This is a genomic window from Streptomyces sodiiphilus, assembly GCF_039529215.1.
GTDB lineage: Bacteria > Actinomycetota > Actinomycetes > Streptomycetales > Streptomycetaceae > Streptomyces > Streptomyces sodiiphilus.
Window position 1 is genome coordinate 120,767 of record NZ_BAAAMJ010000030.1, and the last position, 25,784, is coordinate 146,550.

A 25,784-nucleotide genomic window follows, 5' to 3' on the forward strand; every position below is an offset into this window, starting at 1 on the left:
CGCCCATACCCTGGAACCAGGCCCCCGCATCTGACGCGGGCGGCCAGCTCTTCACAGGAAAGGTGCCATCCGGCGTGGCCGACCGACTCATCGTTCGTGGCGCTCGCGAGCACAATCTCAAGAACGTCTCCCTGGATCTGCCCCGGGATTCCCTGATCGTCTTCACCGGTCTCTCCGGTTCGGGCAAGTCCTCGCTGGCGTTCGACACCATCTTCGCCGAGGGCCAGCGCCGGTACGTGGAGTCGCTGTCCGCCTACGCGCGACAGTTCCTCGGCCAGATGGACAAGCCCGATGTCGACTTCATCGAGGGGCTGTCCCCTGCCGTCTCCATCGACCAGAAGTCCACCTCGCGCAACCCCCGCTCGACGGTCGGCACCATCACCGAGGTCTACGACTACCTCAGGCTGCTCTTCGCCCGCATCGGCAAGCCGCACTGCCCGCAGTGCTCGCGGCCCATCGCCCGGCAGTCCCCGCAGGCGATCGTGGACAAGGTCCTCGGGCTGGCCGAGGGCAGCCGCTTCCAGGTGCTCTCCCCGCTGGTGCGCGAGCGCAAGGGCGAATTCGCCGACCTGTTCTCCGAGCTCCAGACCAAGGGATACAGCCGGGCCCGGGTGGACGGCGCCACGGTCCAGCTCAGCGATCCGCCGAAGCTGAAGAAGCAGGAGAAGCACACCATCGAGGTGGTGGTGGACCGTCTCACGGTCAAGGAGAGCGCCAAGCGGCGGCTGACCGACTCGGTGGAAACGGCCCTGGAGCTGTCCGGCGGCATGGTGGTACTCGACTTCGTCGACCTGCCCGCGGACGACCCGCAGCGCGAGCGGATGTACTCGGAGCACCTCTACTGCCCCTACGACGACCTCTCCTTCGAGGAGCTGGAGCCGCGCTCGTTCTCGTTCAACTCCCCCTTCGGTGCGTGTCCGGAGTGCTCCGGCCTGGGCAGCCGGATGGAGGTGGACCCGGACCTGATCGTCCCCGACCCGGAGAAGACCCTGGAGGAAGGCGCCCTGCATCCGTGGTCGCACGGGCACACCAAGGGGTACTTCAACCACCTGATCGACGCCCTGGCCGAGGCACTGGGCTTCCGCACCGACATCCCCTGGGCCGGGCTGCCGCAGCGCGCCCGCAAGGCCCTGCTGCACGGCCACCGCACCCGGATCGAGGTGCGCTACGAGAACCGCCACGGCCGGGAGCGGGCCTACACCACGGCGTTCGAGGGCGTGGTCCCGTTCGTCCGCCGGCGGCACGCGGAGTCCGAGACGGATTCCAGCCGGGAGCGCTTCGAGGGGTACATGCGGGAGATCCCCTGCCCGGCCTGCCACGGCACGCGCCTGAAGCCGATCGTCCTGGCGGTGACGGTCAAGGGCCGGTCCATCGCCGATGTCTCGGCCATGTCCATCAGCGAGTGCGCCGAGTTCCTGCGGGACATGGAGCTGACAGCACGCGAGAAGACCATCGCCGAGCGGGTGCTGAAGGAGGTCAACGAACGGCTCCGCTTCCTCGTCGACGTCGGCCTGGACTACCTCTCGCTGAACCGGGCGGCGGGTTCGCTCTCCGGCGGCGAGGCCCAGCGGATCAGGCTGGCCACCCAGATCGGCTCGGGGCTGGTCGGTGTCCTGTACGTGCTGGACGAACCCTCGATCGGCCTGCACCAGCGCGACAACCACCGGCTGATCGAGACCCTCGTCCGGCTGCGCGACCTGGGCAACACCCTGATCGTCGTCGAGCACGACGAGGACACCATCAAGACCTCGGACTGGGTGGTGGACATCGGCCCGGGCGCCGGCGAGCACGGCGGGAAGGTCGTGCACAGCGGCCCGCTGAAGGAGCTGCTGGCCAACGAGGAGTCGATGACCGGGCAGTACCTGTCCGGCCGGCGGCAGATCCCCACCCCGGACACCCGGCGTCCGGTGGACCGCAAGCGGCAGCTGACCGTGCACGGTGCCCGGGAGCACAATCTGCGGGGCATCGACGTCAGCTTCCCGCTCGGCGTGCTGACGGCCGTGACCGGCGTCTCCGGGTCGGGTAAGTCGACGCTGGTCAACGACATCCTCTACACCCATCTGGCGCGCGAGCTGAACAACGCCAGGTCGGTTCCCGGCCGTCACCGAAAGGTCACGGGCGACGACCTGGTGGACAAGGTCGTGCATGTCGACCAGTCCCCCATCGGGCGTACCCCCCGGTCGAATCCGGCCACCTACACGGGCGTCTTCGACCACGTCCGCCGGCTGTTCGCGGAGACCACCGAGGCGAAGGTCCGCGGCTACCTGCCGGGCCGGTTCTCCTTCAACGTCAAGGGCGGCCGCTGCGAGAACTGCTCCGGCGACGGCACCATCAAGATCGAGATGAACTTCCTGCCCGACGTCTACGTGCCCTGCGAGGTCTGCCACGGCGCCCGCTACAACCGCGAAACCCTGGAGGTGCACTACAAGGGCAAGTCCATCTCCGAGGTGCTGGACATGCCCATCGAGGAGGCGCTGGACTTCTTCCAGGCCGTCCCGGCCATCGCACGCCACCTGCGCACGCTCAACGACGTGGGCCTGGGGTATGTGCGCCTGGGCCAGCCCGCGCCCACCCTCTCCGGAGGCGAGGCGCAGCGCGTCAAGCTCGCCTCGGAGCTGCAGAAGCGCTCGACCGGCCGGACGGTCTACGTGCTGGACGAGCCGACGACGGGCCTGCACTTCGAGGACATCCGGAAGCTGATCTCGGTGCTCTCCGATCTGGTCGACAAGGGCAATTCGGTGATCGTCATCGAGCACAACCTGGACGTCATCAAGACGGCGGACTGGGTGGTCGACATGGGCCCGGAAGGCGGCCACGGCGGTGGCCTGGTGGTCGCCGAGGGAACCCCCGAACAGGTCGCGGCGGTGCCGGCCAGCCACACCGGCAAGTTCCTGCGGGAGATCCTCGGCGACCGGGTGAGCGACGCTTCCCCATCCCTCCCCGGAAACGGCGGTACCGGCCGGACGAAGCGCTCGGCGCGGGCCGGCGCCGGCTCCAAGGGGTGAGCGCCGACCGCCCCGGGGGCTCACGTACAGTGCGGAACGTGGCCCAGCACGACACCTCGCCCCGATCCGCCTGCCCCGGCCCCGCCGCCAGCGCCCCCTCCGCCGGCCCCCCGGCGAGCAGCCGCCGGGCAGTCCTGCTCGCCGCGGCCCTGGCTCCGGCCGGGGCCGCGGCCCTGACCGGCTGCGAGCGCCGGGACCCGGCCAAGCCCGATCTCCCCGACAAGCCACTGGACCTCGGCTCCCCGGACGCCGTGCCAGTCGGCGGCGCCCGGCTCTATCCGGTGCAGCGGGTGCTGGTCTCCCAGCCCTCCGAGGGCGACTTCCGGGCGTTCAGCGCGGTGTGCACTCACGGTGGCTGCGTACTCAGCCGTCTGCGGGAGCTGACGGGGGACTGCGGCTGCCACGGCAGCAGATTCGATCTCGCCACCGGCCAGGTGCTTCAGGGGCCCGCGACCGACCCGCTGCCGCCCCTGGCCGTCGGCACGGATGACGGAGCGCTGACGGCAGGTCCGGCCGCCTGACCGGAACGCCCTCACACCCGACTGCCCGACGGGGTTGTTCTCGGGAAATTCGCCGCCACCCTCTGGTGCGGAACACCCACTCCTTGCCACGCTGTGCGGTTGGGTGTGCACACAGTGCATCCACTGCTGTCTCCAGGGAGGTCCGGTGCCAGGCATCACACGGAGCAAGAGGTGGTGGATCCGGCCGCTGACCGCGGCGGGTGCCACGGCGGCGCTGACGCTCGGCCTGCTCGTCCCCGCGGGCGTCGCGGCTCCGCCCGCTCCGCCCCCGGTCGCCCCCGGCGACCCCGTGACCGACCCACTGCTCGACCCGCCTGTCCTGCCCAGCGGCATCGCGCACGGCGACGGAATGGACCTGTGGCGCACGGAGGAACCCGTGGCGCCGGGCACGACGCTCACGACCTATCAGCGGCTCGAGTCGGACAAGTGGCTCGCCGCGCAGGCACTGAGCGTGGACCTCACCGGAGGCACTCAGGTCGACTATCTGCACTCCGGGACCGTCGCGAACGCCCTGCCCGTCAGTGCTCTCGCCGCCGCTCACGACCCCGGGGAGGGCCGCAGTACCGTCGCGGCGATCAACGCCGACTTCTTCGACATCAACGGCACCAAGGCGCCCATCGGTCCGGGGGTGCGCGAAGGCGTGCTCACCCACTCCGCGTCCCAGGGGCGCACGGCGGCCGTCGGCTTCGGGCCGGACAGCGCGGGCCGGATCCTGGACCTCTATTTCGACGGCACGCTGACCCTGCCGGACGGCGGCCGCGAGGTCCTGGATGTCTACAACGCCGTCCGGGTGCCGGCCGGCGGCATCGGGCTGTACACCCCCCAGTGGGGAACGGCCGACCGGGCACTGCCGGTGTCGGGCAGCACCGAGATCACCGAAGTGATGGTGGAGGACGGCACGGTGATCTCGGTCGCCGGCAAGGCGGGGAGCGGGGAGATCCCGGCGGGCACGGCTGTGCTGCTGGGCCGGGAGGCGGGAGCCGTGACTCTGGCAGCCCTCACCCCGGGGGACCGGCTGGACATCGAGTACGCGCCGCGTACCGCCGACGGCAGCGAGGTGCCCCGCACCGCCGTCGGCGGCAACGGCGTGCTGGTGATGGACGGCGAGCCGCAGAACTGGGAGGGCCGGCCGAACAACGCGACCGCGCCCCGCACCGCGGTGGGCTTCTCCGCGGACGGGCTGGAGATGCACGTCCTGACGGTGGACGGCCGGCAGACGCACTCCGGCGGGACGACGCTCACCGAACTGGCCGTCCTGATGGCCGGCCTGGGGGCGCACAGCGCGCTGAACCTCGACGGCGGGGGGTCGACCACCCTGTTGGCCAGGGAACCGGGCGGCAGTGAGCCGCGGCTGGTGAACAGTCCCTCCGACGGCGCCGAACGGGAGGTCCCCAACGGCCTGGCGCTGACCGCACCGCTCGGCAGCGGCAATGTCACCGGCTTCCACGTGCGCACCGCGGCCAGGCCCGAGACCGCGCCGACCGCCTCGGCCATGCCCGGTGGACGGCCCGACAGAGTCTTCCCCGGGCTCACCCGGCAGCTCACGGCGGCCGGTCACGACGAGACCTACGGCCCCGCACCGGCCGACCCCGTCTGGGAGTCGAAGTCGCCCCGGGTCGGCAGGGTGAACGCCGACGGCGTCTTCACCGCGATCTCCCCGGGCACCACCGAGGTGCGTGCCGTGCAGGGGCCGGCGCACGGCGGCACGGAACTCACCGTGCTGGGAGAGCTGGAGCGGATCTCCCCGACCGTGCGCCGGGTCGGGCTGGCCGACCGGGGCTCCACGGGGACCTTCGGGATCCTCGGTTACGACTCCGCCGGGCACACCGCCCCCATCGAGCCCGCGGACGTCGAACTGGACTGGGACCGTTCCCTGTTCGAGATCGTCCCGGACACCGAGAAAGCCGGCTTCGCCGTCACCGCGCTGTCCGGGCAGGAGTTCTCCTCCGGCACGGTCACGGTGACGGTGTCCGGCCGGAGCACGGAGCTGGCCGTCACCTCCGGCCTGGAGGTGCACATGACCGCGGACTTCGAGGACGCGGCCGACTGGCGCTTCGACCACGCGCGGGCCGCCGGATCGCTCTCCCCCACCGACGACGGCCGGGCGGGCACGGCGCTGCGCATGGAGTACGACTTCTCCCGGGACACCGCCACCCGCGCCGCCTACGCCGCCCCGCCCGCCGACATCCCGGTCCGGGGGCGCCCCCGGAGCTTCCAGCTGTGGCTCCGCGGAGACGGCATGGGGGCCTGGCCGTCTCTTCATCTGAAGGACGCCTCGGGGGTCAATCAGGTACTGCGCTCGGACCACATCGACTGGGAGGGCTGGCGCAAGATCTCTTTCGAGGTGCCCGAGGGCCTGTCCCACCCACTGTCGGTGCACCGCCTCTACATCGCGGAGACCCGCCCGGACGCCCAGTACACGGGGCAGATCGTCATCGACGACCTGACGGCGCAGATCCCGCCCGATGTGGAACTGCCCGCCGCGGGACGCCACGCCGACCCTGTCATCGGGTCCGGTGCCCAGGCCGCGGGCCGGGACTGGAACTTCGCGGTGGTCTCCGACGCGCAGTTCGTGGCGCGCGCCCCCGACAGCGACATCGTGCGGCTCGCCCGGCGCACGCTGCGCGAGGCCCGGGCCGCCGGGCCCGACTTCGTGGTGATCAACGGCGACTGGGTGGACGAGGGTTCCCGGGCGGACCTGGAATTCGCCCGGGACATGCTCGCCGAGGAGCTGGGAGAGCTGCCCTGGCGCTACATCCCCGGCAATCACGAGGTGATGGGAGGCTCCATCGAGCTGTTCGAGGAGGTCTTCGGCCCCGCGCAGCAGACCTTCGACCACCGGGGAACCCGGTTCGTCACCCTGGACACCTCGTCCCTGACCATCCGTGGCGGCGGATACGGCCAGTTCACCGAACTGCGCCGGCAGCTGGACGCGGCCGCGTCCGAGCCCGGCATCGGCTCGGTGGTGGTGATGGCCCACGTCCCTCCCCGGGACACCACCGCACAGCCGGCCAGCCGGCTGACGGACCGGATGGAGGCGCTGCTGCTGGAGACCTGGCTGTCGGACTTCCGCCGGGAGACCGGAAAGGGCGCGGCCTTCCTCGGTGCCCATGCCGGGATCTTCGACGGCTACCGGCTGGACGGTGTGCCGTATGTCATCGGCGGGGATGCGGGGAAGGCTCCGGCGGCGGCCCCGGAGGACGGCGGGTTCACCGGCTGGGCGCTGGTCGGCGTGGACCGGGTCGGCCCGCAGGAACGGGCCCGGGCCCGGCGAGACCCCCATCTGCCGCTGCCGGACTTCCTGACGGTGCAGACCAGGGCCCACGTGGACGGGCTCTACCTGGAGGTTCCCGGCTCGCTCGCGAAGGGGGACCGGGAGAGCGGCGGGGCAGTGCTGGTGCAACTGGCCGGGGACGGCGTGCGCCGGGTGCCGGTACGCCACCCGGTGAGCGCCGACTGGTCCGGGTCGCCAGGGCTGCACATCGGCAGTCCGGAGACCGCCGGGCGGGGCCGGGTGGCCGCCTTCGACCCGGTGGCCGGAGAACTGACCGGGCTGCGGGCCGGCACGGTCACCCTCTCGGTGGAGGTCAACGGCGAGCGGCGGCAGGCGGAGATCGAGGTGACGGGCTGACAGGACCGCTCCCCGACGTGCCCGGGGGGGGGNGCGCGCGGCGCGCGCCCGGCCCCGGGAATCCCTGCCGCTACAGGTGCTCGGCGATCGCCGGCATCAGGTCCTGGAAGGTGCGGCCACTGGCGGGGACGCCCAGTGCGGTCATCGTCCAGCCGCCGTCGGCCCGGTGGACCTTGGCCATGATCTGGGCGGTGTGCTCGCCGCCTCCGGCCAGGGTGTAGCGGGCGAGCTCCTCGCCGGTGGTCTCGTCGACCAGCCGGCAGAAGGCGTTCTCTACCTCGGCGAAGGTCTGGCCGGTGAAGGAGTTCACCGTGAAGACGATCTGGTCGACCTGCTCGGGCACCTTGGAGAGGTCGACGACGATCGATTCGTCGTCGGTCTGCCCCTGGCCGCCGACCAGGTTGTCCCCGGTGTGGATGACAGAGCCGTCGTCGCTGGTGAGCTTCTGGAAGAAGACCACATCGGCGGCCTCCTGGCCGGCGAACATCACCGCGGAGGCGTCCAGGTCGATCTCGCGGGTCCCGAACATCTTGCCGAACAGGCCCTTGCGCTGGATGGCCTGCCACCCCAGGCCCATGCGCACGGCGGTCAGACCACCCCCGCCGGACTTCTCCAGGCTGATGGCCTGCCCCTTCGACAAGTTCACACCCACGTGTCACTCCCCTTTCGTCGCGGCCCCGCCCCTCTCCCGGCGGGCGGTACTCCACTATGTCACCGTGGGCACCGGCCACGGCAGGGCGGTCACCTCAGGCCCGCCTCCCTCATCTGCCGCAGTTCCTTCTTCAGCTCGTGCACCTCGTCGCGGAGCCTCGCGGCGACCTCGAACTGCAGCTCCGCCGCCGCCGCCCGCATCCGCTCGGTGAGCTGCTCGATGGTTTCGGCGAGCTCCGCGGCCGGACGGTCGGTGAGTCCTCCGGGCTCACCTCGCGCGGCGGAGGTCTTGACGGGCACCGGTGCTCTGCCCTTGGCTGTTCCGCCGCCCTGGCGGTAGCCGGTCTCCAGCAGCTCCCGGGTGTCGATGTCCTCCCGGGCGATGGTCGCGACGATGTCGCCGATCTTCTTCCGCAGCGGCTGCGGGTCGATGCCGTGGGCCTCGTTGTAGGCGATCTGCTTGGCACGGCGCCGGTTGGTCTCGTCGATGGCCTTGGCCATCGCCGGAGTGATCTTGTCGGCGTACATGTGGACCTGGCCGGAGACGTTCCGGGCGGCCCGGCCGATCGTCTGGATCAGTGAGGTGCCCGAGCGCAGGAAGCCCTCCTTGTCGGCGTCCAGGATGGCGACCAGCGAGACCTCGGGCAGGTCCAGGCCCTCCCGCAACAGGTTGATGCCGACCAGCACGTCGTACTCCCCGGCACGAAGTTCGCGCAGCAGTTCGACGCGGCGCAGGGTGTCCACGTCGCTGTGCAGATAGCGGACCCGGATACCGAGCTCGGTGAAGTAGTCGGTGAGGTCTTCGGCCATCTTCTTGGTCAGCGTCGTGACCAGGACCCGGGTGGTCTCGCCGCCGTCGGCTCCCGCCTCGGCGCGCAGCCGGATCTCGTGCACCAGGTCGTCGATCTGCCCCTCGGTGGGCTTGACCACCACCTCCGGGTCGACGAGACCGGTGGGGCGGATGATCTGCTCCACCACACCGTCGCCCCGGGACAGCTCGTAGGGCCCGGGAGTGGCCGACAGGTACACGGTCTGACCGATCCGCTCCAGGAACTCCTCCCACTTCAGCGGGCGGTTGTCCATGGCCGAGGGGAGCCGGAAGCCGTGGTCGACGAGGGTGCGCTTGCGGGAGGCGTCACCCTCGAACATGGCGCCGATCTGCGGGACGGTGACGTGCGACTCGTCGATGACGAGAAGGAAGTCGTCGGGGAAGTAGTCCAGCAGGGTGTGCGGCGGGGAGCCGGTCTCCCGGCCGTCGATGTGCAGCGAGTAGTTCTCGATACCCGAACAGGTACCGATCTGCCGCATCATCTCGATGTCGTAGGTGGTGCGCATCCGCAGCCGCTGGGCCTCCAGCAGCTTTCCCTGCCGTTCCATGGCGGCCAGGGTCTCCTCCAGCTCCGCCTCGATCCCGGCGATGGCCCGCTCCATCCGTTCGGGGCCGGCCACGTAGTGCGAGGCGGGGAAGACGTACAGCCGGCGGTCGTCGGAGATCACCTCGCCGGTGAGCGGGTGCAGGGTGGACAGCGCCTCGATCTCGTCGCCGAACATCTCGATGCGCACCGCGAGCTCCTCGTACACCGGGAAGATCTCGATGGTGTCGCCGCGCACCCGGAAGGTGCCGCGGGTGAACGCCATGTCGTTGCGCGTGTACTGGATGTCGACGAAGCGGCGCAACAGGGCGTCCCTGTCGATCTCCTGGCCCACCTCCAGCGGCACCATGCGGTCCACGTACTCCTGGGGGGTGCCCAGGCCGTAGATGCAGGAGACGGAGGCGACCACGACGACGTCGCGGCGGGTGAGCAGCGAGTTCGTCGCGCTGTGCCGCAACCGCTCGACCTCCTCGTTGATCGAGGAGTCCTTCTCGATGTACGTGTCGGTCTGCGGGACGTACGCCTCGGGCTGGTAGTAGTCGTAATAAGAAACGAAATACTCCACGGCGTTGTTCGGCAGGAGCTCCCGGAACTCGTTGGCGAGCTGGGCGGCCAGCGTCTTGTTCGGCGCCATGACCAGCGTCGGCCGCTGCAGCCGCTCGATCATCCAGGCGGTCGTCGCGGACTTGCCGGTGCCGGTGGCCCCGAGCAGAACGACATCCTTCTCGCCGGCCGTCAGGCGCCGCTCGAGGTCGGCGATCGCCGCGGGCTGGTCACCGCCGGGGCTGTAGGGGCTGACGACCTCGAAGGGCGCCACTGTGCGTTCGATGTGGGAAACGGGCCGCATGCTCCCCACCGTACGGCTCCCCACCGACATCCGGTGCGGCGCCGGGCACCCCTCCACGTTCCGGTCTGTTCAGCTGATCTTCAACCATTTTCTGTGTGCTCGTACGAGTCGCCGGAAAGAAGCGGGATATCCCGTTCCTGATCACCGATGCGAGGAGTCCCCCATGTATCTGTTCTCCGCAGCGGCCTCCACCGGCTCGGCCCTGGGCATCACGGCGCTTTTCCTGGCCACCGTTCCCGCCCCCGTCCAGCTGGAGCCGGTGCCGGAGCGGGACAACCCCCAGGTCATCGCCCACCGCGGCGCCTCCGGCCACGCCCCGGAGAACACCCTCGCGGCCGCCGACGCCGCGGCCGACCTGGGTATCGAGTGGGTGGAAATCGACGTGCAGCGGACCGGGGACGGCGAGCTGGTCGTGCTGCACGACACCACGCTGGAGCGCACCACCGACGTGGAGGCGATCTTCCCCGATCGTGCGCCGTGGCGGCTCACCGACTTCACCGCGGACGAGATCGCCCTGCTGGACGCCGGAAGCTGGTTCGGCGAGGAGTACGCCGGCGAGCCGGTGCCGACCCTCGGCGACTACCTGGACCGGCTCACCGTCAACCACCAGAAGCTGCTGCTGGAGATCAAGTCCCCCGAGCTCTACCCCGGCATCGAGGCGGACATCCTCGAGGAGCTGAGCAATGAGGGCTGGCTGCCGGAGGCGTACCCCGGCAGGCGGCTGGTGGTGCAGAGCTTCAGCGCCGCCTCGGTACGCGCCGTGCACGAGCAGGCACCCGAGGTCAAGACCGGTTTCATCGGCAGCCCGCCGGTCGCGGAGCTGGACGGTTACGCGCAGTTCGCCGACCAGATCAACCCCCGGCACACCGGACTGACGGCCGACTACGTCGACCGGATCCAGGCCCTGCGAGGCCCGCACGGCCGCCCGGTGGAGGTGATGACCTGGACGGTCAACGACGGTGAGCGGGCCGTGGAGGTGGCCGGCATGGGGGTGGACGGCATCATCTCCGACGTCCCGGACAGGGTGCGCGAAGCTCTCGGCGGCTGACCACCCGGGGTATGACGCAGCGCCCCGCGGGGAAGACTGGCGGTAACCGGACGGTCTCCTCCCCGGCACAGGAGGGTGGCAATGGCGGTGCCCCAGGAACGGACCCTCACCTACTGCTCACTGGACACGCTGCGCGCCCGGGGGTGGACACCGCTGCTGGTGCGCACCTTCCTGGGAGAACCGGACCGGACGGTTCCCGTGCGGCTCTACCTCACCCCGCGCGTACGGGAAGCCGAACGGCGTCCCGACTTCGTCGAGGCCCGTGCCCTGCGGCAGCGCCGGGCACGGGCTCTGCGGGCGGCCAACGCCCGGCGCCGCGAGGAGGGCCTGGCCGCGGTCCGGGCGGCCCCGATGCGGCTGCCGGAACTGCCCGAGCGGGAACTGGCAGCCCGGGCCGTCCGGCACCGGAACCTTCGCGACGCAGAACGGGCAGCCCGGTCCTGGGGGCACCGGCCACGGCCGGCATCGGTGGGAACCGCCCTCCCGGCGGACCTCGCGCGCTGGAAGGTCGACTACCTCAGTTCCCTGCTGGACCGGCACCGGGTCCTGCTGGACGCCCTGCCGGCCGGCAGCAGGGCGGAGGGTGACCGGCTCCTCCAGGAACGGGTGTACGCCGCCATAGCGGCGGCGTATCCCGGTCTTGTGGAGGAGTGTCCCGGGCGGCAGGCCACGAGAGGACGGGGCTGAGCCGCGCCCGGATCAGACCTCGACGCCCTGGCCCCGCAGGTGCGCCATGGGGTCGACAGAGGTGCCGAAGTCGGGTGCGGTGCGGATCTCGAAGTGCAGGTGCGGGCCGCTGCTGTTGCCGGTGTTGCCGGACAGGGCGATCCGGTCACCGGTCTTCACACTCTCGCCGGGGGACACCTTCACCTGGTCCAGGTGGGCGTACTGCGAGTAGGTGCCGTCGGGGTGCTCGATCACCACGGCGTTGCCGTACGCGGGACCGTCACCGCCGCCGTTGCCGCCGGCCTTGACCACGGTCCCGCCGTGCACCGCCTGGACGGGCGTACCGGTGGGGACGGCGAAGTCCTGCCCGCTGTGGCTGGACGCCCAGCGGTCACCGCTGTTGCCGTAGGTCGCGGTCAGCGAGTAGCCGTCCTCGATCGGGGCGACCCACGAGGACTTCTTCTTCTCCGCGGCCCGCTTCTCGGCGGCCTTCTTCTCCGCGGCCTCCTCGGCGCGCTTCGCCTCGGCGGCCTCCTCCTGAGCGGCCTCGTAGCTGCGATCGGCCTGCTCGCGAGTGAACTCCGAGTGCTCGGTGGCCCAGCGGGACGTGAAGGTCTCCTCCGCGGTGACGTCGCCGGAACCGGCGGTCACGGAGCTGTCACCGGTCGCCATCCCCGCGCCGCTCATCAGAGCCGCGGACGCGACGATGCCGGCGGTCACGCCGACGGCGCGGGTGCGGATGCCGGCGGAAGTCGCGTTGCGCATCAGAGTGCTGAGCATGAGAGCAATACCTCGGCAATTCGTGGGGGGATTCCTTGCCATGTCCGGGGGGACATTCACATTGATAACCCGGTCCGCCGCCGGCATCAAACCCCTTCACTACTAAGCAATGCCGTAGAGAATGACGGTCCAGAATGCCGCCGCACAAGCACACCGGAAACGCCGGACGCCCCCACCACGGCGGCCGACTCGCCACAGAACGCCATCCCCACCGTCCTGACCAGCCGGAACGACCCACTGTCCGCCGGTCCCGGCCGACTCCTCCCGAAATGCCACCCACTCCGGGACCAAAGACCCGGCCCGTCGTCCCGGCCGACTCCTACGTCATTTCGTAGGCTCCGGAAAGCTGTGCGGCACCTCACACACCGATCCCTGATGCGCCTTTACCGCAGGCCTTTCACCAGGTTCTCCGGGACCTTCTCCCGGGACCTTTTCCGGGCCTTTTCCGGGACCTCTTTCGTGGCGAGCCCGGGACCTCCGGCCCCCCGCGGCGGACGGATACCCCTCGTCTGCGGTCGCCGCCTGTGCCCGCCTCTGCCGCCGGATCCGGCGAGCTGGCAGACTGACCGCGTGACCGATACAACCGACTCCCTGGCACGGGCCACGGCCGCCGAGCAGGCCACCGTCTCGCCGGCATTGCGCCGCCGCACCACCGCGGTGATCGTCACCAGCCAGATCCTGGGCGGGTTCGGAGTGGCCGTGGGCATCGCGCTGGCCGCCCTGCTGGCCGCGGAGACCAGCGGCTCGGCGGGCCTCTCCGGCCTGGCCATGACGGCGTCGGTGCTCGGCACGGCGGTCCTCTCGCTTCCCCTGGCCGCCCTCATGGCCCGCCGCGGGCGGCGCCCGGGACTCGTTCTCGGCTATCTGACCGGCGCCACCGGGGGCGCGGTGGTGGTCACGGCCGCCGTCATGGGCAACTTCCCCCTGCTCCTGCTCGGCATGGCCGTCTTCGGCGCCGGCTCCTCCGCCAACCTCCAGGCCAGATTCGCCGCCGCGGACCTGGCCCCGCCCGAGCGGCGCGGGCAGGCGATCGCCGCAGTGATGTGGGCGACCACCGCCGGCGCCGTGCTGGGGCCCAACATCGCCGCCCCCGCCGGGCGCAGCGCCGCCGCACTCAGCGACCGGATACCGGTGACCGCCGGGCCGTTCCTGTGGGCCTCGGGCATCTTCCTGCTGGCCGCGCTGCTGGTGCACGTTCTGCTGCGGCCCGACCCACTGCTGACCGCGCGCGCCCTGTCGCACGGCGGGGCGCCGGGTGCCCCGGCCGCGGAGGACCGCTCACTGCGGGCCGGGCTGGCGGCCGTGGCCTCCTCCCCCCGGGCACGCCTGGCCCTGGTGGCCGTCGCGGTGTCGCACACGGTGATGGTCGCGATCATGGTGATGACACCGCTGGACATGGATCACCACGGCGCGGGCATCGAACTGATAGGCCTGGTCATCAGCGGCCACATCGCCGGCATGTACGCCTTCTCCCCTGTGATGGGCTGGCTGGCCGACCGGCTGGGGCGGGTCACCGTCATCGGCGCCGGACTGGCCGTGCTGGCCCTGGCGACTCTCCTGGCCGGCACCGCCGACGGCCACCACGGGCAGGCCGCCCTGGGGCTCTTCCTGCTGGGTCTGGGCTGGTCGGCCGGGCTGGTGGCCGGCTCCGCGCTGCTCACGGACTCGGTGCCGCAGGCCGCCCGCGCCGCGGCTCAGGGATTGTCCGACCTGGCGATGAACGGCAGCGCGGCGGCGGGGGGCGCGCTGGCCGGCCTGGTCGTCTCCCAGGCCGGCTACGGCTGGCTCAACGCGCTGGGCGCAGCGGTGCTGCTGCCCGCTGCCGTCCTGGCGGTGCGCACCACCGCACGCGGGGGCGGCCGGCCCCTTCAGCGCGGGTAGAGCTCGAACGCCACGCCGGGCCGTCCGCCGAAGTTCCGGGCGACCTCGTTCACGGCCCCGGCGTAGAGCTCGCGCGCGTACTCCTGCGGCGTCAGGTCGCTCAGGGCCGAGATGTATGCCCGGTGCTCGGCGAGCGAGGCGATCCCCCGTTCCACCGAGCGCTCGCTGACCTCCTGTGCGTGGGTGGCCTCGGGGGAGGCGGCCACCGCCACCCACCGGACACCGTCCCAGCGCTCCAGGCCGCCCTCCGTCAGCTGCTCGGGGAAGATCCACTGATTGCCGGCATCCCCGGCCGCGTCGATGACCGCCCGCCCCACCGCGCGGTGATCGGGGGTGTTCCAGGCCCGGCCGCCGAAGGTCTCCCGGTGGTTGATGGTCAGCAGCAGCTCGGGGCGGTGCCGCCGGATGGCAGCGGCCAGATCCCGTCGCAGCGCCACGCCCTCCTCGATCACCCCGTCCCGATGACCGCCGAGAAACTCCACGGTCCGCACCCCCACCACGGCCGCGCCGGCGATCTGCTCGGCCTCCCGGAGCGGGGCGGACTCCTCCGGCGCAAGCCCTTCGATGCCCGCCTCTCCCCTGGTCACGAGAAGATAGGCCACCTCCCGCCCGGTATCCGTCCACTCGGCGACCGCGGCCGCTGCCCCGTACTCGAGATCATCCGGGTGGGCCACAACGGCGAGGGCTCGCCGCCAGTCCCCGGGGAAGGGCGTCAACGGCTCGGTCACGGGTCTCTCCTCTCGGCCGGCACCCTCTTCCGGTACCCGGGCGACGGCGGGCCGGAACCCTGGCCCGGAGCAGTGGAACTGCCGGTTCTCAGGAGGGCTGCATGTGCGGCGCCCGCGGCCCGGAACGGTCCCGGCGCTTGTCCGCTGATGGGGTGTCGCGGTCACCGGCACGCACTACACCGGCATGCTGGGGGTCACCGTGCACGCGCACGGGAAGACCGTCACCGATACGCGCGGACCGGCGCACGGACACCCGCGCCCCCCACTTTCCTCCTCTCTCCCTCGCGCGCCAACGCGCCTGTCATGCGCCCCCCTTCGTACCGACTCCCGGCCGCAGGATGGAACTTCCGGCCGACAACCAGAGCACGAGGGGGAACACGTGGCCCGACAGCGCCGCAGAGATCACCGCGATCAGCGGGACCACCGCACCAGCGGCAGCCGACACGGAAACTTCCGCAGTCAGGACAACCGGGTCCAGGACAGACGCCTCCAGGACAACCGGGTCCAGGACAACCGGCTGCAGGACAACCGGATCCAGGAACGCCGGCTTCACGACAACCGGACCCAGGACCGCCACTTCCATGACAGACGGGTTCAGGACAACCGGATCCAGATCAATCAGGTCTCGGACAGCTACCGCAGACCGGGAATCGGGTGGAAGGTCGCCCTCCTGCTCATCGCGGTCGGCGCCGTGGTGACGCTGGTCGTGCTGCTCTGAGCCCTTGCGGAGGGTCCGAGCCGTGCGAGAACGGGAGGGCTGCCGACAGCCTTCCCGTTATTCAGGACGTCATCGAGGACAACGTCCGGTCACGTACCGTGTCGAGGAACTGCGGCACCTCGTCCATGCTGGTCTCCGTGCACTGCACGATGAGCCCCAGGACGTCGCTGGCCGTCAGACCGACGACGACATCGCTCATGTGTGCCTGCGGAACGCGTTCCTTGATGTTCTCCATGACACAGATCGCCAGATTCAGCTCCGGCACGTGCCGGGTGTGTCCGTAGCTGAGCCCCTTCTTGATCACCCACATCTCCGGGACGACCAGACCGTAGACGATGACGTGCGCCAGCGCGTACAGGCCCCGGACAGCCTGCTGTGCGCCCTCCTCGTCCTCCCCCTGGAGAGCCTGGGCGGCGTCCGTGTCCTCCGCGATCAACGCTTGCATCAACGCGACACCGAGCAGCAGCTCCTCCTTGGTGAACGGCTCCGGTTCCTCATCCATCTGGTACCACCTCTACGCACTGTGGGCGCACGTTCACACACCACGCTCCTGCCGGAAGGTACCGAGTCCCGGCGCCCGACGCACACCCACCGGCCGGCCGGTAAAACGTCGCACCTGTGACGAAAGCAACGGGTTGAGCGAGGAGCCCCTCCAGTGCGCACAGAACCGTCGTGCGCGGACCCCGCGTCCCCGTTCCTTCCGCCGAACGCATCGGCGGAAACGCGGCAGAACCTGCTCGGCATGCCGCCTTCCTCAGGCTGACCAGCTCGATCATCGACCGTTCAGCCCTCTTCCTCCCGATCGGCCGGGTACGCCGCGCTGCCCGGGCGTGCCGTTGCCGCCACTGTGTCCCACGCCCCTTCCCGCGGTCGGCCCCCGTACTCCCCGGCGGTGCGGTCCGTTCCCGCACGCGACGGTTCGTCAGCCTGGCCTGTGATGCCTGCGACGACATCAAGGACGGCTCAAGCGTAGGGGAGCCCCACCCACGGTACGAAGGTGCGTGGTCACCCAGGAGGGGGCACCCGGGGCGCACACCCGCACGTGCCCGGCGTGCCCGCCCGCCCCGCCGGTCACCGGCACGCTCCCCGGCCCGGCGCCGTGACGTGTCGTCCTTCCGCCTGTCCATGCGCTCCGAGTGCCCCTCGGCACGGCCCCGAAGCCAACCGGGCCGCCTCCGACACCCCACCCGTCCCTCGTACGCCGCGTCGACCGCCTGCTACCGTCAGTCGCGTCACACACGGTCCAGGGCCAGGGGGAGAGATGTCCACGGGGGACGCGACAACCGGCACCCGTCTCAACGCGGTCTTCGACGAGAAGACCGGCGAGGTCCATGTCCCGGCACCGTCCGGCGGCGGTGACGGCGGTGGGGCAGCCGGCGGAGGCACCGAGCCGGACCTGGAGATGCACGACGCCGAGCTGAAGCCCATCGGCGACGACGCCCAGGCCCTCCGGACACAGCTGTCGGCCGCGTACGGCGCCTCGGGGAGCAGCTACGAGGCTGTTCCGGACCTGTCGGCGGCCGGCCTGGACAGCGGCAGCGCCCTTCGGCACAGCACGCAGCGATTCTTCCGGCAGGCGACGAACCTGCGGAACGACTGCCTGCGCATCGAGGAGCACATGGGCGTGACCATCTCCTCCCACGCCGAGCAGGAGGCAGCCATCCTCGCCGAGCTGCAGCGCATCCAGGACGCGCTGCCCCCGAGCGGGGGCGGCGGTATGCCCGGCCCGGCTCCGGGCGAACTCAGCGGCGCCTCGAGCGGGCAGACCGGGGCGGTCTCCGGCCTGGAGAAGTACGTGCTCCCGGACCCGCCGGAGGGCTGGATCAAGGGCATGCAGTGATCCCTTCCTGTCCCCCCTGTCCGTTCGTTGCCCGCTCACACCCTCAGTGAGGTAACCGTGCCCACCTACGAGCAGCTGTACCACCTGCGCCTGGACAACCTGACGGAAGCCGAACAGAGCTGGCGGACCGTCGCGCGAGACCTCGGCGAACTGGCCGAGGAGGCCCGCACCGGCATGCGTGCCAAGGTGCTGCGCGCCCGCTGGCGCGGCGAGAACGCGGCGGTGACCGGCCCCTTCGTCCTCACCACCGCAGAACGCTTCGACAAGGCCCATGAACAGGCCGAGGTGATGGGCACCATCGTCGGAGAACTGCGGGAGCAGCTCGCCACTCACCGGCGCGACCTCCGCGCACTGGCGGAAACAGCACGCGAGGAGGGCTTGACCGTCCGCCCCGACGGCACAGTCCTCACCCGCTCGGAGGGGCACCGCCCGGAAATCCTCGCGGAGGGGCAGGCCCACGCCCTCGACCCGGACACGTATCAGTCCCGGAACGCCGAGCACGCGGCACACACCGTGGCCGCGAACATTCGACGGATCCTGGACGAGGCCGCGACAGCCGACGCCGACGCGGCAAGAGCCCTGTCCGCGCTGGGTCAGGAGGATCCGGAGAACTTCCCCGGAACCCACTACGCCGACATCGACGAGGCACGGGAGCACATCGGCGCCGAAGCCGCCCGCGAAGCCATCGCCCTGATCGATTCGGGTGCCCAGAACACCGACGAAGGCCTGGCGGAGCTGGCCGAGCTGATGGCCACTCACCAGGACAACGAGCACTTCGCTTCTGCTCTCGCCACGGGGCTGGGGGCCCGGGAATCCCTCGCCTTGTGGAGCGACCTGCTGGACTCACACGCACATCCCCAGCCCTCCTCCGCGCGCCTCGAAACCCTGGCCGAACTGCGGGACTCGTACGGAGCCGTCCTGGGCGAGGCCACACGAAGCGGCCACCCGGGCATGGCCCGCTGGCGGGACGACATCCTCGCCCTGGGGCTCGAGCGATTCGGCCCGAACGGGAGCCCGAGCCCGAACGGCGCACAGCTGATGAGCGATCTCATGAGGTCCGGCGAGTACGACCCGGACTTCCTCGAGGACTACAGCAAGGCGCTGATCTCCTGGGAGAAGGCCATGGACCCGCCGGCCTCCGGGTGGTCCCCGCCCGGTGGCGGCTACGTCCCCCTTCTCGGGGAGGACTTCCGGTGGGACCCCATGACCGGCTGCATGGAGGCCCTGAGCCGCAGCCCGGAAGCCGCCACGGCCATCTTCGTGAACTCCGACCGCGCGGAGTACCTGCTCAAGGACCGCCCGTACGAGCACCTTCCGCCCGAGGGCGGACCGGAAGGGGGCCTGGCGTCCCGGCACGCCATCGGAGACGCTCTGTTCGCAGCCGCATCAGGAATCAGCCTGGACGACGACACTGCCACCTTCGTCGAGCACGACCGCCACCATCAGACGGTGGTGAGAAACGCGCTGAACCACTTGGCCGGTATGGAAAATGACATGCCGATGGAATACCGGGAACCCATGGCCAGGGTGCTCGCCAACCACGGACAGGCAACCCACGAGACGATGTCGAACGTCGCTGGCGACACTCCGCTCGACGGCCGTGATCTGATCCAGGTGACCACCCAGGTCATGCGAAGTCCGGAGAGCTACGCTCTCCTGCAGGGCGGCATGCACCACGCAATCGTCAGCAGCTTTCACGACGCCTCGCTGCCGCCGGAGGACACACTCGACGCCGCAGGCCAGACGATCGGCTACCTGGAACAGGCCCGCTACCGGGCCATTGAGGCCAACCAGGAAGACCCGACATGGAAGAAGCACTGGTTCTACCACTCCTTCGGTGCAGCCGTGACCGGAATCCCCTTCGTGGGGGACTCGATCCAGAGGTCAGTCGACATGGCATCGTCCGCATGGCTCGAGGACGAAATAAACCGCATCAAGAAGGAGGCCGCAGGGGAGAACATCAAGGTGTATGAGCTTCGGCGAAAGGAGATCACAGCCTTGGGAGACGCATGGTTCGAGGTGAATGGAGAATGGGCGGCAACTCAGACCGGCTACTCCCAGGACAGAGGCGTTTATTCACAACTCGGCAATGCGGCCACCCGGGGGAAGCAGGAAGCAGAAGGGGCCGCGGGGTAAACATGCGCCATCACGGTGCCATCCTTGTCGCACTCATTCTGGGCACCGCAGCCTCAGGCTGCACAACTGACCTCTCGCACTACGACCCCCCGACTCAACTCTGCCACGTCAAGGTCAGCCAGGAATCGATTTCCCCCCTTCTGCCACCTGGCACAGATGTGGAAGTAGTCGACGAAACAATCAGCGATGACTTCTTCATTTGCGACGTCTCAGTGGATGGCAGCAGAGTCTTGCACATCGACGTCTTCCGCGACAGAGCGAGATTCGATCCGATGAAAGAGGGCTCTGCTCTCTACAGCTATACGGACCTGCAAGAAGTCCCGTTCGACGGCCGCGCGGCAGTGGCGAACGAGGGAGCTACCGCAAGCGTGACCTGCCATCGGCAAGGGAATAAACCTCACCTGAACTTCGACATTGTTCTCCATCCCGCTGAAGAGGAAGGCTTCGATGTCAGCAGGGACGCCATTGAGGTCTTCTTGAGAGAATTTGTGACGGCCACTAAGGACCAGGAGCGCTGCACAGAGTAGCCAAGCACCCGGGAGTCGACCGGCAGCGTGAAGATGCAAGCCATACCCACATGAACAGCAGATTGAAACACGCCCCGCAAGTACCGGCATATTGCACTCTCCGAAGCACTACCAATCTCAACCCTTCTACGGAGGTATCACTCAGCGCCTACACTGATAGAGGAGGAAGCCCAGATGAAGAAAGCTCTTGGCATTCTACTGGCCCTCACCCCGGCTTTCCTCGCCTCCTCTGCTTGCAGCAGCGAGGGGCCGCAGTACAACTGCACGCTTCCCGACGCCCCTTGCGGTACGCATCTGCCGTCGGAACTTCTCACATCTTTCCTCCCCCCGGGAGATAGCGCACATGTCCTCCCGAGCCCTTGAACGAATCTCGTTCCAGTTTCCATTGCCAGATCTCCATCGATGCCCGCGGTGAGTTCATCTCCCTTTACGCGGAGATCGAAGACCAAAGGCCGGACATCCGTCGCGCGATCTCTGGAAGCGAACTCTTCCGGAGCCCGGACGAGGTTTCAGTCGGAGAGGAAGGGTTGGTCGACGAATCGCGCGGCGGCGCGTTCGGCCCCTGTATCGCTTCAGAGGAAGAGGGGTATCTGGTCATCGCGATCGAAACAAGGACCGACGCGGGAACGGCCATCGACCAACGAAAGGCGATGGAGGATTTGCTGCGCGCCTTCTACCGGGAAGCCTCCTCATTCCTGAGGTGCGCCTGACGCTCTGTCCGACGCACCGAATACTCGCACCACCGGAAAGACGGTCGCCAAACCTTCCGGATTGCCAGGACACACCTGAGGACGCACGCGGCATCTTCCCCCGGCGGTACCGGCCGGAGGCGGCTGTTCCGACCGGGGGGATGGCGGACATGGGCAGGGTCTTCCTGCCCGGTAAGTGGGTGGGTCAGCGCCAGCCGTGGTGTTGCTGGAGGCGGTGGACGACCAGCTGGAAGCGGGCGCGGTCCAGCGCGCAGGCCTCACGGCGCATGCCGTGGGCGTGGATGCGCAGTACGCGGTCGATGTCGACCCAGGATTCGCGGCCCTGGCTGTCCCAGGGCCCGGCGCCCAGGGGAATCCACTCGTGGTTGTTCTCCCGGCGTCGGCTGGTCAGCTGGACCGCCAGCAGGGTGTCCGCCTCTTCGCGGGCGACGACCAGGACCGGGCGGTCCTTGCCCCGGCCGTCGTTCTCCTCGTAGGGGACCCAGGTCCACACGATCTCGCCGGGGTCGGGCTCGCCGTCCGGGTCGGGTGCGTAACCGCAGTGCACGCGCCCTACGCGGCGGGGGTCGATCTCCACGGTGGCACCCGTGCCGTCCCGGCCGGGCGTGCCGGCCGGGGCCGGTATCTCTTCGTCTCTCAAGCTCACGGCCCAACTCTATTGCCGGGCAGCGCGCGTCGCGGACGCCACCGGCCTGTACCGCATGCGGGGGAACGGTCACTGCGAACAGGGCAGTTCACTCCATCAGGTGGAATAACCCCTCAGAGGTGGGTTTCCGCTCTTCAGGACGACATGGTTGCTGTTGTCCCAGCACACCATCACGCGTTCCCGGTTCCCGGAAAGGGGCTCAGGCATGTTCGGTCTGAAGGTGTCCAGCAGCTTGCTTCTCGGTGTCGTCCTCGCCGGAGGCGGCCACTTCCCCGCTCAGGCGGCCGCCGTGCCCGGCGACCCGCCCAAGGGTGTCGAACTCAAAGACGTGGAGCGGGGGGAGGCCCGGCTCCTGACATCCTCCACGAGCGGTGAAGGACGCCTGCCGCAGACGGCAGCCACCCGCCTTCCTTACCACTGCGTCGCGAGCGTGGACCGCCCGCACAACTCGAACACCACCCGGGCCACCATCAACGTCCACTTCGACACCAGGTGCCGTCGCGTCGCGCCGAACCTGAGCACGGAGGGAGCCCTCTACCGGTCCAGGTGGTACGGGTGGGAGCATCTGACGACCCGGCGGGGTACCAAGTCCAACTCGCGTCACCTGCGGGTCGTCGCTCCCAAGAGTTGCAGGCCCGGGGACCGTCACCGCTACCGCGGTCAGGCGAGGTTCTATGTGAGCGGTCCGGAGGGCAGGGGCTCCGCGCACGTGTACAACCAGAACGACAGCGAGATCACCTGCCGGGGATGAGCGAGGCCGTGCGCCGGGCGCGGCCGGCGGCAGCCGCCGTGCTGATGTGCGCTCTCGCGGGCTGCGCCACGGCTCCGAGTGCGCCGTCCGAGCAGTTGCTGCCGGTTCTTCCCGGCGCCCGGTGGGGTAGCGAATTTCCGGCTCCGGGCCTGCCCGGAGAGGAGCCGGGGGAGGAACTGACCACAGTGGCCGCACAGTGGCACGGCCGGATGGAGGTGCCGCCGCCTCGCACTCTGTCCTGGAATCCGGAACAGGTCCGGCCCACCGAGGCGGTAACCGTGACACTGACGGCACCGCGGGCACCCAGCTATGTCTCCCTCCTGGCCCACAGCCGTCTCGGACCGGGTGGCATCCCGGACGAGCGGGGCCAGTTGATTCTGGAGTGCGGAGCCGGGATCACCGACCCGGAGTGCAGCATCGTGCAGGAAGGGATCGGCGAGTACACCGTGCGGGCCCGTGCCGCCGAGCTCGCCGATCACCCGTTCCGCGTTCTGTACGTTCAGTGGGCTCCCGGCCGGCCGGAGGGCCAGGAGAGGTGGGTCTCGTGGCAACTGCCGACTGGCTAGGGTCGCCTCCGGCGGACGAGCCGTCGCTGACGATGTGGGCCCTGGCCCGCATGGCCTCGGTCGCCGGTGCAGCCGGGGCGGATGCGCCGCCGGTGCGGGCCCGGGTCCGCACCCGGGAAATCGATCGAGGCCTGCGGCTCGGCGGACGGTTCGGGGACCGGGTCCTGAGTGTCTCCGGTCCCGCGGAACCACGGGGCGCGGGCGGCGCGTCGGCGGAAACCTCCGAGGACGACGTGAGCGGCGTCCCCGGAGTGTCCGACGCGGAGGGGCCGGCCGACCCTGCGGTCACGGCCCTGTTCGATCCCGCGGTCCTGGTACGGGACTTCGCCCGGGTGCGTGCGGCACCGGCGGTCCGGCTGGGGCGCCCCTGCGTGGCCCTTCGGGTCCGGCCCCACCCGGTGTGGGCCGACCCGCACAGCCCCTGGTGCCCGCCCGGCGCCCGCGAGGCGAGGCTGGTGCTGGATGTGGCGACCGGCTGTCTCCTGGAAGCCGAACTGGTCACCTCGCGAGGGGTCGCCACCCATTGCGAGGTGGTGGAGTTCGCATCGGCCGCCGGGATGCCGGACGGGCCGGCGGCGGTGCGGGGCGGCGTCTGGCGGGCGCCCGCTCCCCGCGGGGCGGACGCGGCGGGCTGGGCCCTCGCCCGGATGGCGGTCACCCTGGCAGAGCCGTGCTCCGTGGCCGCCGAGGTCACGATGGCCACCGAGCCCCGCGACGTGACCTTCGACGGCCTGCCTTCCCCCGGTTCCTCGCGCCATTGGCGGGTGGGGGTCACCGGACCGGACGGCCTGCGCCAGGAGTTGCTGATGGGGGACGGTTATGACCCGCAGGACGTCCCGGTGCCGGTGGCCAGGCTGGCGGAACTGCTCACTCCCGGCCGTGTCGTCTCCCACCTCGCCGCCGTCTCGGCGCAGGAGGCGGAGCCGGAGGTGCCGGGGCCAGGTGTGCACATCACCGCCTCGGTCCGTCCCTGGCGGACCTTCCCGTTCGCCGCGTGGGCGCCGGAGGACGGCCTGAACTGCGCGTTCAGGGTCGACGCGGCCACCGGACTGCTGGTCCGGGCGCTTCTGCGAGATACGTCGGGAGACGTGCTCGCCGACTACCGCTGCACCGTGACCGGAACGGAACCCTGAGAAGGTCCTCCCCCGGGCGCTGCCGGACTCCGGGCGCTCCCCCGCCGGGCTCGCGGCCGGTCAGTGTCAGAGGCCCGGCCTAGCGTTCCGTTCCGTGATCGACCGGCCGCGGTGGCCGTTCGGGAGGGAGTCCGTCGTGCTGTCTGTCGTGCCCGGTACCAAGACCTACCTGGAGCTTTCCCAGGACGGTGGCGGTGCGCACAAGTTCTACGAAGTCACTGTGGACGGAACCACGGTGTCGGTGCGCTACGGGCGGATAGGGACCGCCGGCCAGCTGAAGACGTCCGCGTTCCCCACCGTGGAGAAGGCCCAGGCCGCCGCCGCGAAGAAGCTCGGCGAGAAGATGCGCAAGGGGTACGCACCCGCTGTGGAAGGCGCGCGGGCCGCGCGACCGGTCACTCGTCGTCAGACGGCCTCGGCACCGTCCACGGCCCGGGCGGTCGCCCCGGTGCTGTGGCGGTTCCGCACCGGTGCCTCCGCGTTCGGCATCCACATCGATGCCGACCGCTGCTGGGTGGGAAACCAGGCCGGCGACGTCCACACGCTGTCCCACTCCGGGGAGGTGCTGGCCCACTACCGGCTGCCGGACGGCGTCAAGTGTCTGGTGGCAGACGACTTCTGGATCTACGCGGGCTGCGACGACGGCACCGTGTACGACCTGTCGTCCAAGCTGCCGTTCGCGGCTTACGAGATCAGCGCGGATGTGGACATCTTCTGGCTCGACATCCACGAAGGCGTGCTCAACGTCGCCGACCGAGACGGCGGGCTGACCGTGATCGACCACGAGGACGAGTTCCAGTGGTCCCGCGGCAGCTCAGGAGATCACGCCTGGATGGTCCGCCGCGACGAGCGGGCTGTCTACCACGGTCATTCAGCCGGGGTGACCGCCTGGGCCACCGACGGCTCCGGGGAGCTGTGGCACACCCCCACCCGGGGAGGTGTTCTCTTCGGCTGGCAGGAGGCCGACTCCGTCTACGCGGGCACCGTCCGGCGCGTGGTCCAGCGGCTGTCCAAGCGGGACGGCGCGGTCCTCGCCGACTACCGGTGCGACGCGGCGGTCTACTCCTGCGCCACCGCGCCCGGGGGCCGCTACGTGTTCGCCGGGGACTCCGCGTCCTCTGTCTACTGCTTCGCGGAGGACGGCACCCGGCTGTGGAAGCTGAGCACCGGCGGCGGCTCGGCCCTGTCGATGCAGTACCGCGACGAGAAGCTCTACATCGTGACCACCGACGGATCGCTGGCCTGCGTCGACGCCAGTGAGGCGGCGATCGCCGCGGCCCAGGCCGGCACAGTGCCGGCGCCGGTCGACGTGAAGTCCGCGGCGGCGCTGCCCACCTACACACCCTCCGCCGAGGTGACGACGCTGGAGAGTGTGACGGCGGTGCCCGCCGGCGGGGTCGTGGTGGAGTGCGTCCAGGAAGGCTCCCGGCTGCGCATGCGGGTGACCGGCGACGGCTACGACCCGCAGTGGAACGTGCAGTTCCCCCGCCACATCCGGCAGCCCGGGGCACGCTACGTCGTCGACGCGCTGCATCCCGCGGCGGGCGGCTTCTACCGGGTGCGCGGCGAGATCCGCAGGCTGCTCTGACGTCCGTGCCGGCGGGCCGGGGCGTGTCCGGCCCGGCC

Annotated in this window: 21 protein-coding genes; 15 read left to right on the plus strand and 6 right to left on the minus strand. The window is 70.3% G+C overall.

All coding sequences use genetic code 11. The annotated features are described in order from the left end of the window. Window positions 1-74: 74 nt before the first annotated feature. The 3 genes from uvrA to ABD299_RS14855 all read left to right on the plus strand — a co-directional run bounded on the left by uvrA (window position 75) and on the right by ABD299_RS14855 (window position 7,157). Window positions 75-3,005: an excinuclease ABC subunit UvrA gene (gene uvrA / locus ABD299_RS14845; RefSeq protein ID WP_344262420.1), complete on the plus strand. Its 2,931-nt coding sequence runs from the start codon at window positions 75-77 to the stop codon at window positions 3,003-3,005. 134 nt (window positions 3,006-3,139) lie between these two features. Further along, window positions 3,140-3,526: a Rieske (2Fe-2S) protein gene (locus tag ABD299_RS14850; protein WP_344262715.1), complete on the plus strand. Its 387-nt coding sequence runs from the start codon at window positions 3,140-3,142 to the stop codon at window positions 3,524-3,526. A gap of 145 nt (window positions 3,527-3,671) precedes the next feature. Then, window positions 3,672-7,157, plus strand: coding sequence for a phosphodiester glycosidase family protein (locus tag ABD299_RS14855; RefSeq protein ID WP_344262422.1), 3,486 nt, complete (start codon window positions 3,672-3,674; stop codon window positions 7,155-7,157). Between the two features lie 70 nt (window positions 7,158-7,227). On the opposite strand, the gene ABD299_RS14860 is transcribed toward ABD299_RS14855, so the two are convergent. After that, window positions 7,228-7,809 (minus strand): TerD family protein, encoded by a 582-nt coding sequence (locus tag ABD299_RS14860; protein WP_344262424.1) that lies wholly within the window; start codon window positions 7,807-7,809, stop codon window positions 7,228-7,230. 89 nt (window positions 7,810-7,898) lie between these two features. Then, complete coding sequence (gene uvrB, locus ABD299_RS14865; protein ID WP_344262426.1) at window positions 7,899-10,028, minus strand: excinuclease ABC subunit UvrB; 2,130 nt, start codon at window positions 10,026-10,028, stop codon at window positions 7,899-7,901. A 163-nt stretch (window positions 10,029-10,191) separates the two neighbouring features. Here uvrB and ABD299_RS14870 point away from each other — a divergent pair, with 163 nt between their 5' ends. Further along, the gene (locus tag ABD299_RS14870) at window positions 10,192-11,076 is read left to right on the plus strand and encodes a glycerophosphodiester phosphodiesterase (RefSeq protein ID WP_344262428.1); all 885 of its coding nucleotides are present in this window, start codon (window positions 10,192-10,194) and stop codon (window positions 11,074-11,076) included. Between the two features lie 81 nt (window positions 11,077-11,157). Then, window positions 11,158-11,763, plus strand: coding sequence for a hypothetical protein (locus ABD299_RS14875; RefSeq protein WP_344262430.1), 606 nt, complete (start codon window positions 11,158-11,160; stop codon window positions 11,761-11,763). Between the two features lie 12 nt (window positions 11,764-11,775). On the opposite strand, the gene ABD299_RS14880 is transcribed toward ABD299_RS14875, so the two are convergent. Beyond that, complete coding sequence (locus tag ABD299_RS14880; RefSeq protein WP_344262432.1) at window positions 11,776-12,522, minus strand: M23 family metallopeptidase; 747 nt, start codon at window positions 12,520-12,522, stop codon at window positions 11,776-11,778. A gap of 570 nt (window positions 12,523-13,092) precedes the next feature. Here ABD299_RS14880 and ABD299_RS14885 point away from each other — a divergent pair. Next, the gene (locus ABD299_RS14885; RefSeq protein ID WP_344262434.1) at window positions 13,093-14,403 is read left to right on the plus strand and encodes an MFS transporter; all 1,311 of its coding nucleotides are present in this window, start codon (window positions 13,093-13,095) and stop codon (window positions 14,401-14,403) included. Here ABD299_RS14885 and ABD299_RS14890 read toward each other — a convergent pair. Next, window positions 14,391-15,131, minus strand: a complete 741-nt coding sequence (locus ABD299_RS14890) for a PIG-L deacetylase family protein (protein WP_344262436.1) — start codon at window positions 15,129-15,131, stop codon at window positions 14,391-14,393. The genes ABD299_RS14885 and ABD299_RS14890 overlap by 13 nt on opposite strands. Before the next feature lie 379 nt (window positions 15,132-15,510). Between ABD299_RS14890 and ABD299_RS14895 the strand changes: the two genes are divergently transcribed. After that, window positions 15,511-15,849, plus strand: a complete 339-nt coding sequence (locus ABD299_RS14895; protein WP_344262438.1) for a hypothetical protein — start codon at window positions 15,511-15,513, stop codon at window positions 15,847-15,849. Window positions 15,850-15,910: 61 nt separating this feature from the next. On the opposite strand, the gene ABD299_RS14900 is transcribed toward ABD299_RS14895, so the two are convergent. Further along, window positions 15,911-16,351, minus strand: a complete 441-nt coding sequence (locus tag ABD299_RS14900) for a DUF6224 family protein (protein WP_344262440.1) — start codon at window positions 16,349-16,351, stop codon at window positions 15,911-15,913. Between the two features lie 759 nt (window positions 16,352-17,110). Here ABD299_RS14900 and ABD299_RS14905 point away from each other — a divergent pair. From ABD299_RS14905 to ABD299_RS14920, 4 genes are all read left to right on the plus strand, one after another. After that, the gene (locus tag ABD299_RS14905) at window positions 17,111-17,689 is read left to right on the plus strand and encodes a hypothetical protein (RefSeq protein ID WP_344262442.1); all 579 of its coding nucleotides are present in this window, start codon (window positions 17,111-17,113) and stop codon (window positions 17,687-17,689) included. Between the two features lie 57 nt (window positions 17,690-17,746). After that, window positions 17,747-19,825 (plus strand): hypothetical protein, encoded by a 2,079-nt coding sequence (locus ABD299_RS14910; RefSeq protein ID WP_344262444.1) that lies wholly within the window; start codon window positions 17,747-17,749, stop codon window positions 19,823-19,825. 2 nt (window positions 19,826-19,827) lie between these two features. Continuing rightward, on the plus strand, window positions 19,828-20,352 hold the full coding sequence (locus tag ABD299_RS14915; protein ID WP_344262446.1) for a hypothetical protein: 525 nt from the start codon (window positions 19,828-19,830) through the stop codon (window positions 20,350-20,352). 359 nt (window positions 20,353-20,711) lie between these two features. Continuing rightward, entirely contained in the window at window positions 20,712-21,062 is a 351-nt protein-coding gene (locus ABD299_RS14920) for a hypothetical protein (RefSeq protein WP_344262448.1), read from the plus strand. Window positions 21,063-21,246: 184 nt separating this feature from the next. On the opposite strand, the gene ABD299_RS14925 is transcribed toward ABD299_RS14920, so the two are convergent. Then, window positions 21,247-21,708, minus strand: coding sequence for a type II toxin-antitoxin system PemK/MazF family toxin (locus ABD299_RS14925; protein WP_425581338.1), 462 nt, complete (start codon window positions 21,706-21,708; stop codon window positions 21,247-21,249). A 205-nt stretch (window positions 21,709-21,913) separates the two neighbouring features. On the opposite strand from ABD299_RS14925, the gene ABD299_RS14930 reads away from it, so the two are divergent. The 4 genes from ABD299_RS14930 (at window position 21,914) to ABD299_RS14945 (ending at window position 25,746) form a co-directional block, all read left to right on the plus strand. After that, window positions 21,914-22,459, plus strand: coding sequence for a hypothetical protein (locus ABD299_RS14930; RefSeq protein ID WP_344262450.1), 546 nt, complete (start codon window positions 21,914-21,916; stop codon window positions 22,457-22,459). After that, the gene (locus tag ABD299_RS14935; protein WP_344262452.1) at window positions 22,456-23,025 is read left to right on the plus strand and encodes a hypothetical protein; all 570 of its coding nucleotides are present in this window, start codon (window positions 22,456-22,458) and stop codon (window positions 23,023-23,025) included. The genes ABD299_RS14930 and ABD299_RS14935 overlap by 4 nt, the downstream gene beginning before the upstream one ends. After that, window positions 23,004-24,158: a hypothetical protein gene (locus ABD299_RS14940; protein ID WP_344262454.1), complete on the plus strand. Its 1,155-nt coding sequence runs from the start codon at window positions 23,004-23,006 to the stop codon at window positions 24,156-24,158. The genes ABD299_RS14935 and ABD299_RS14940 overlap by 22 nt, the downstream gene beginning before the upstream one ends. Window positions 24,159-24,294: 136 nt before the next feature. Further along, entirely contained in the window at window positions 24,295-25,746 is a 1,452-nt protein-coding gene (locus ABD299_RS14945) for a WGR domain-containing protein (RefSeq protein WP_425581339.1), read from the plus strand. The last annotated feature ends 38 nt before the right edge of the window (window positions 25,747-25,784 follow it).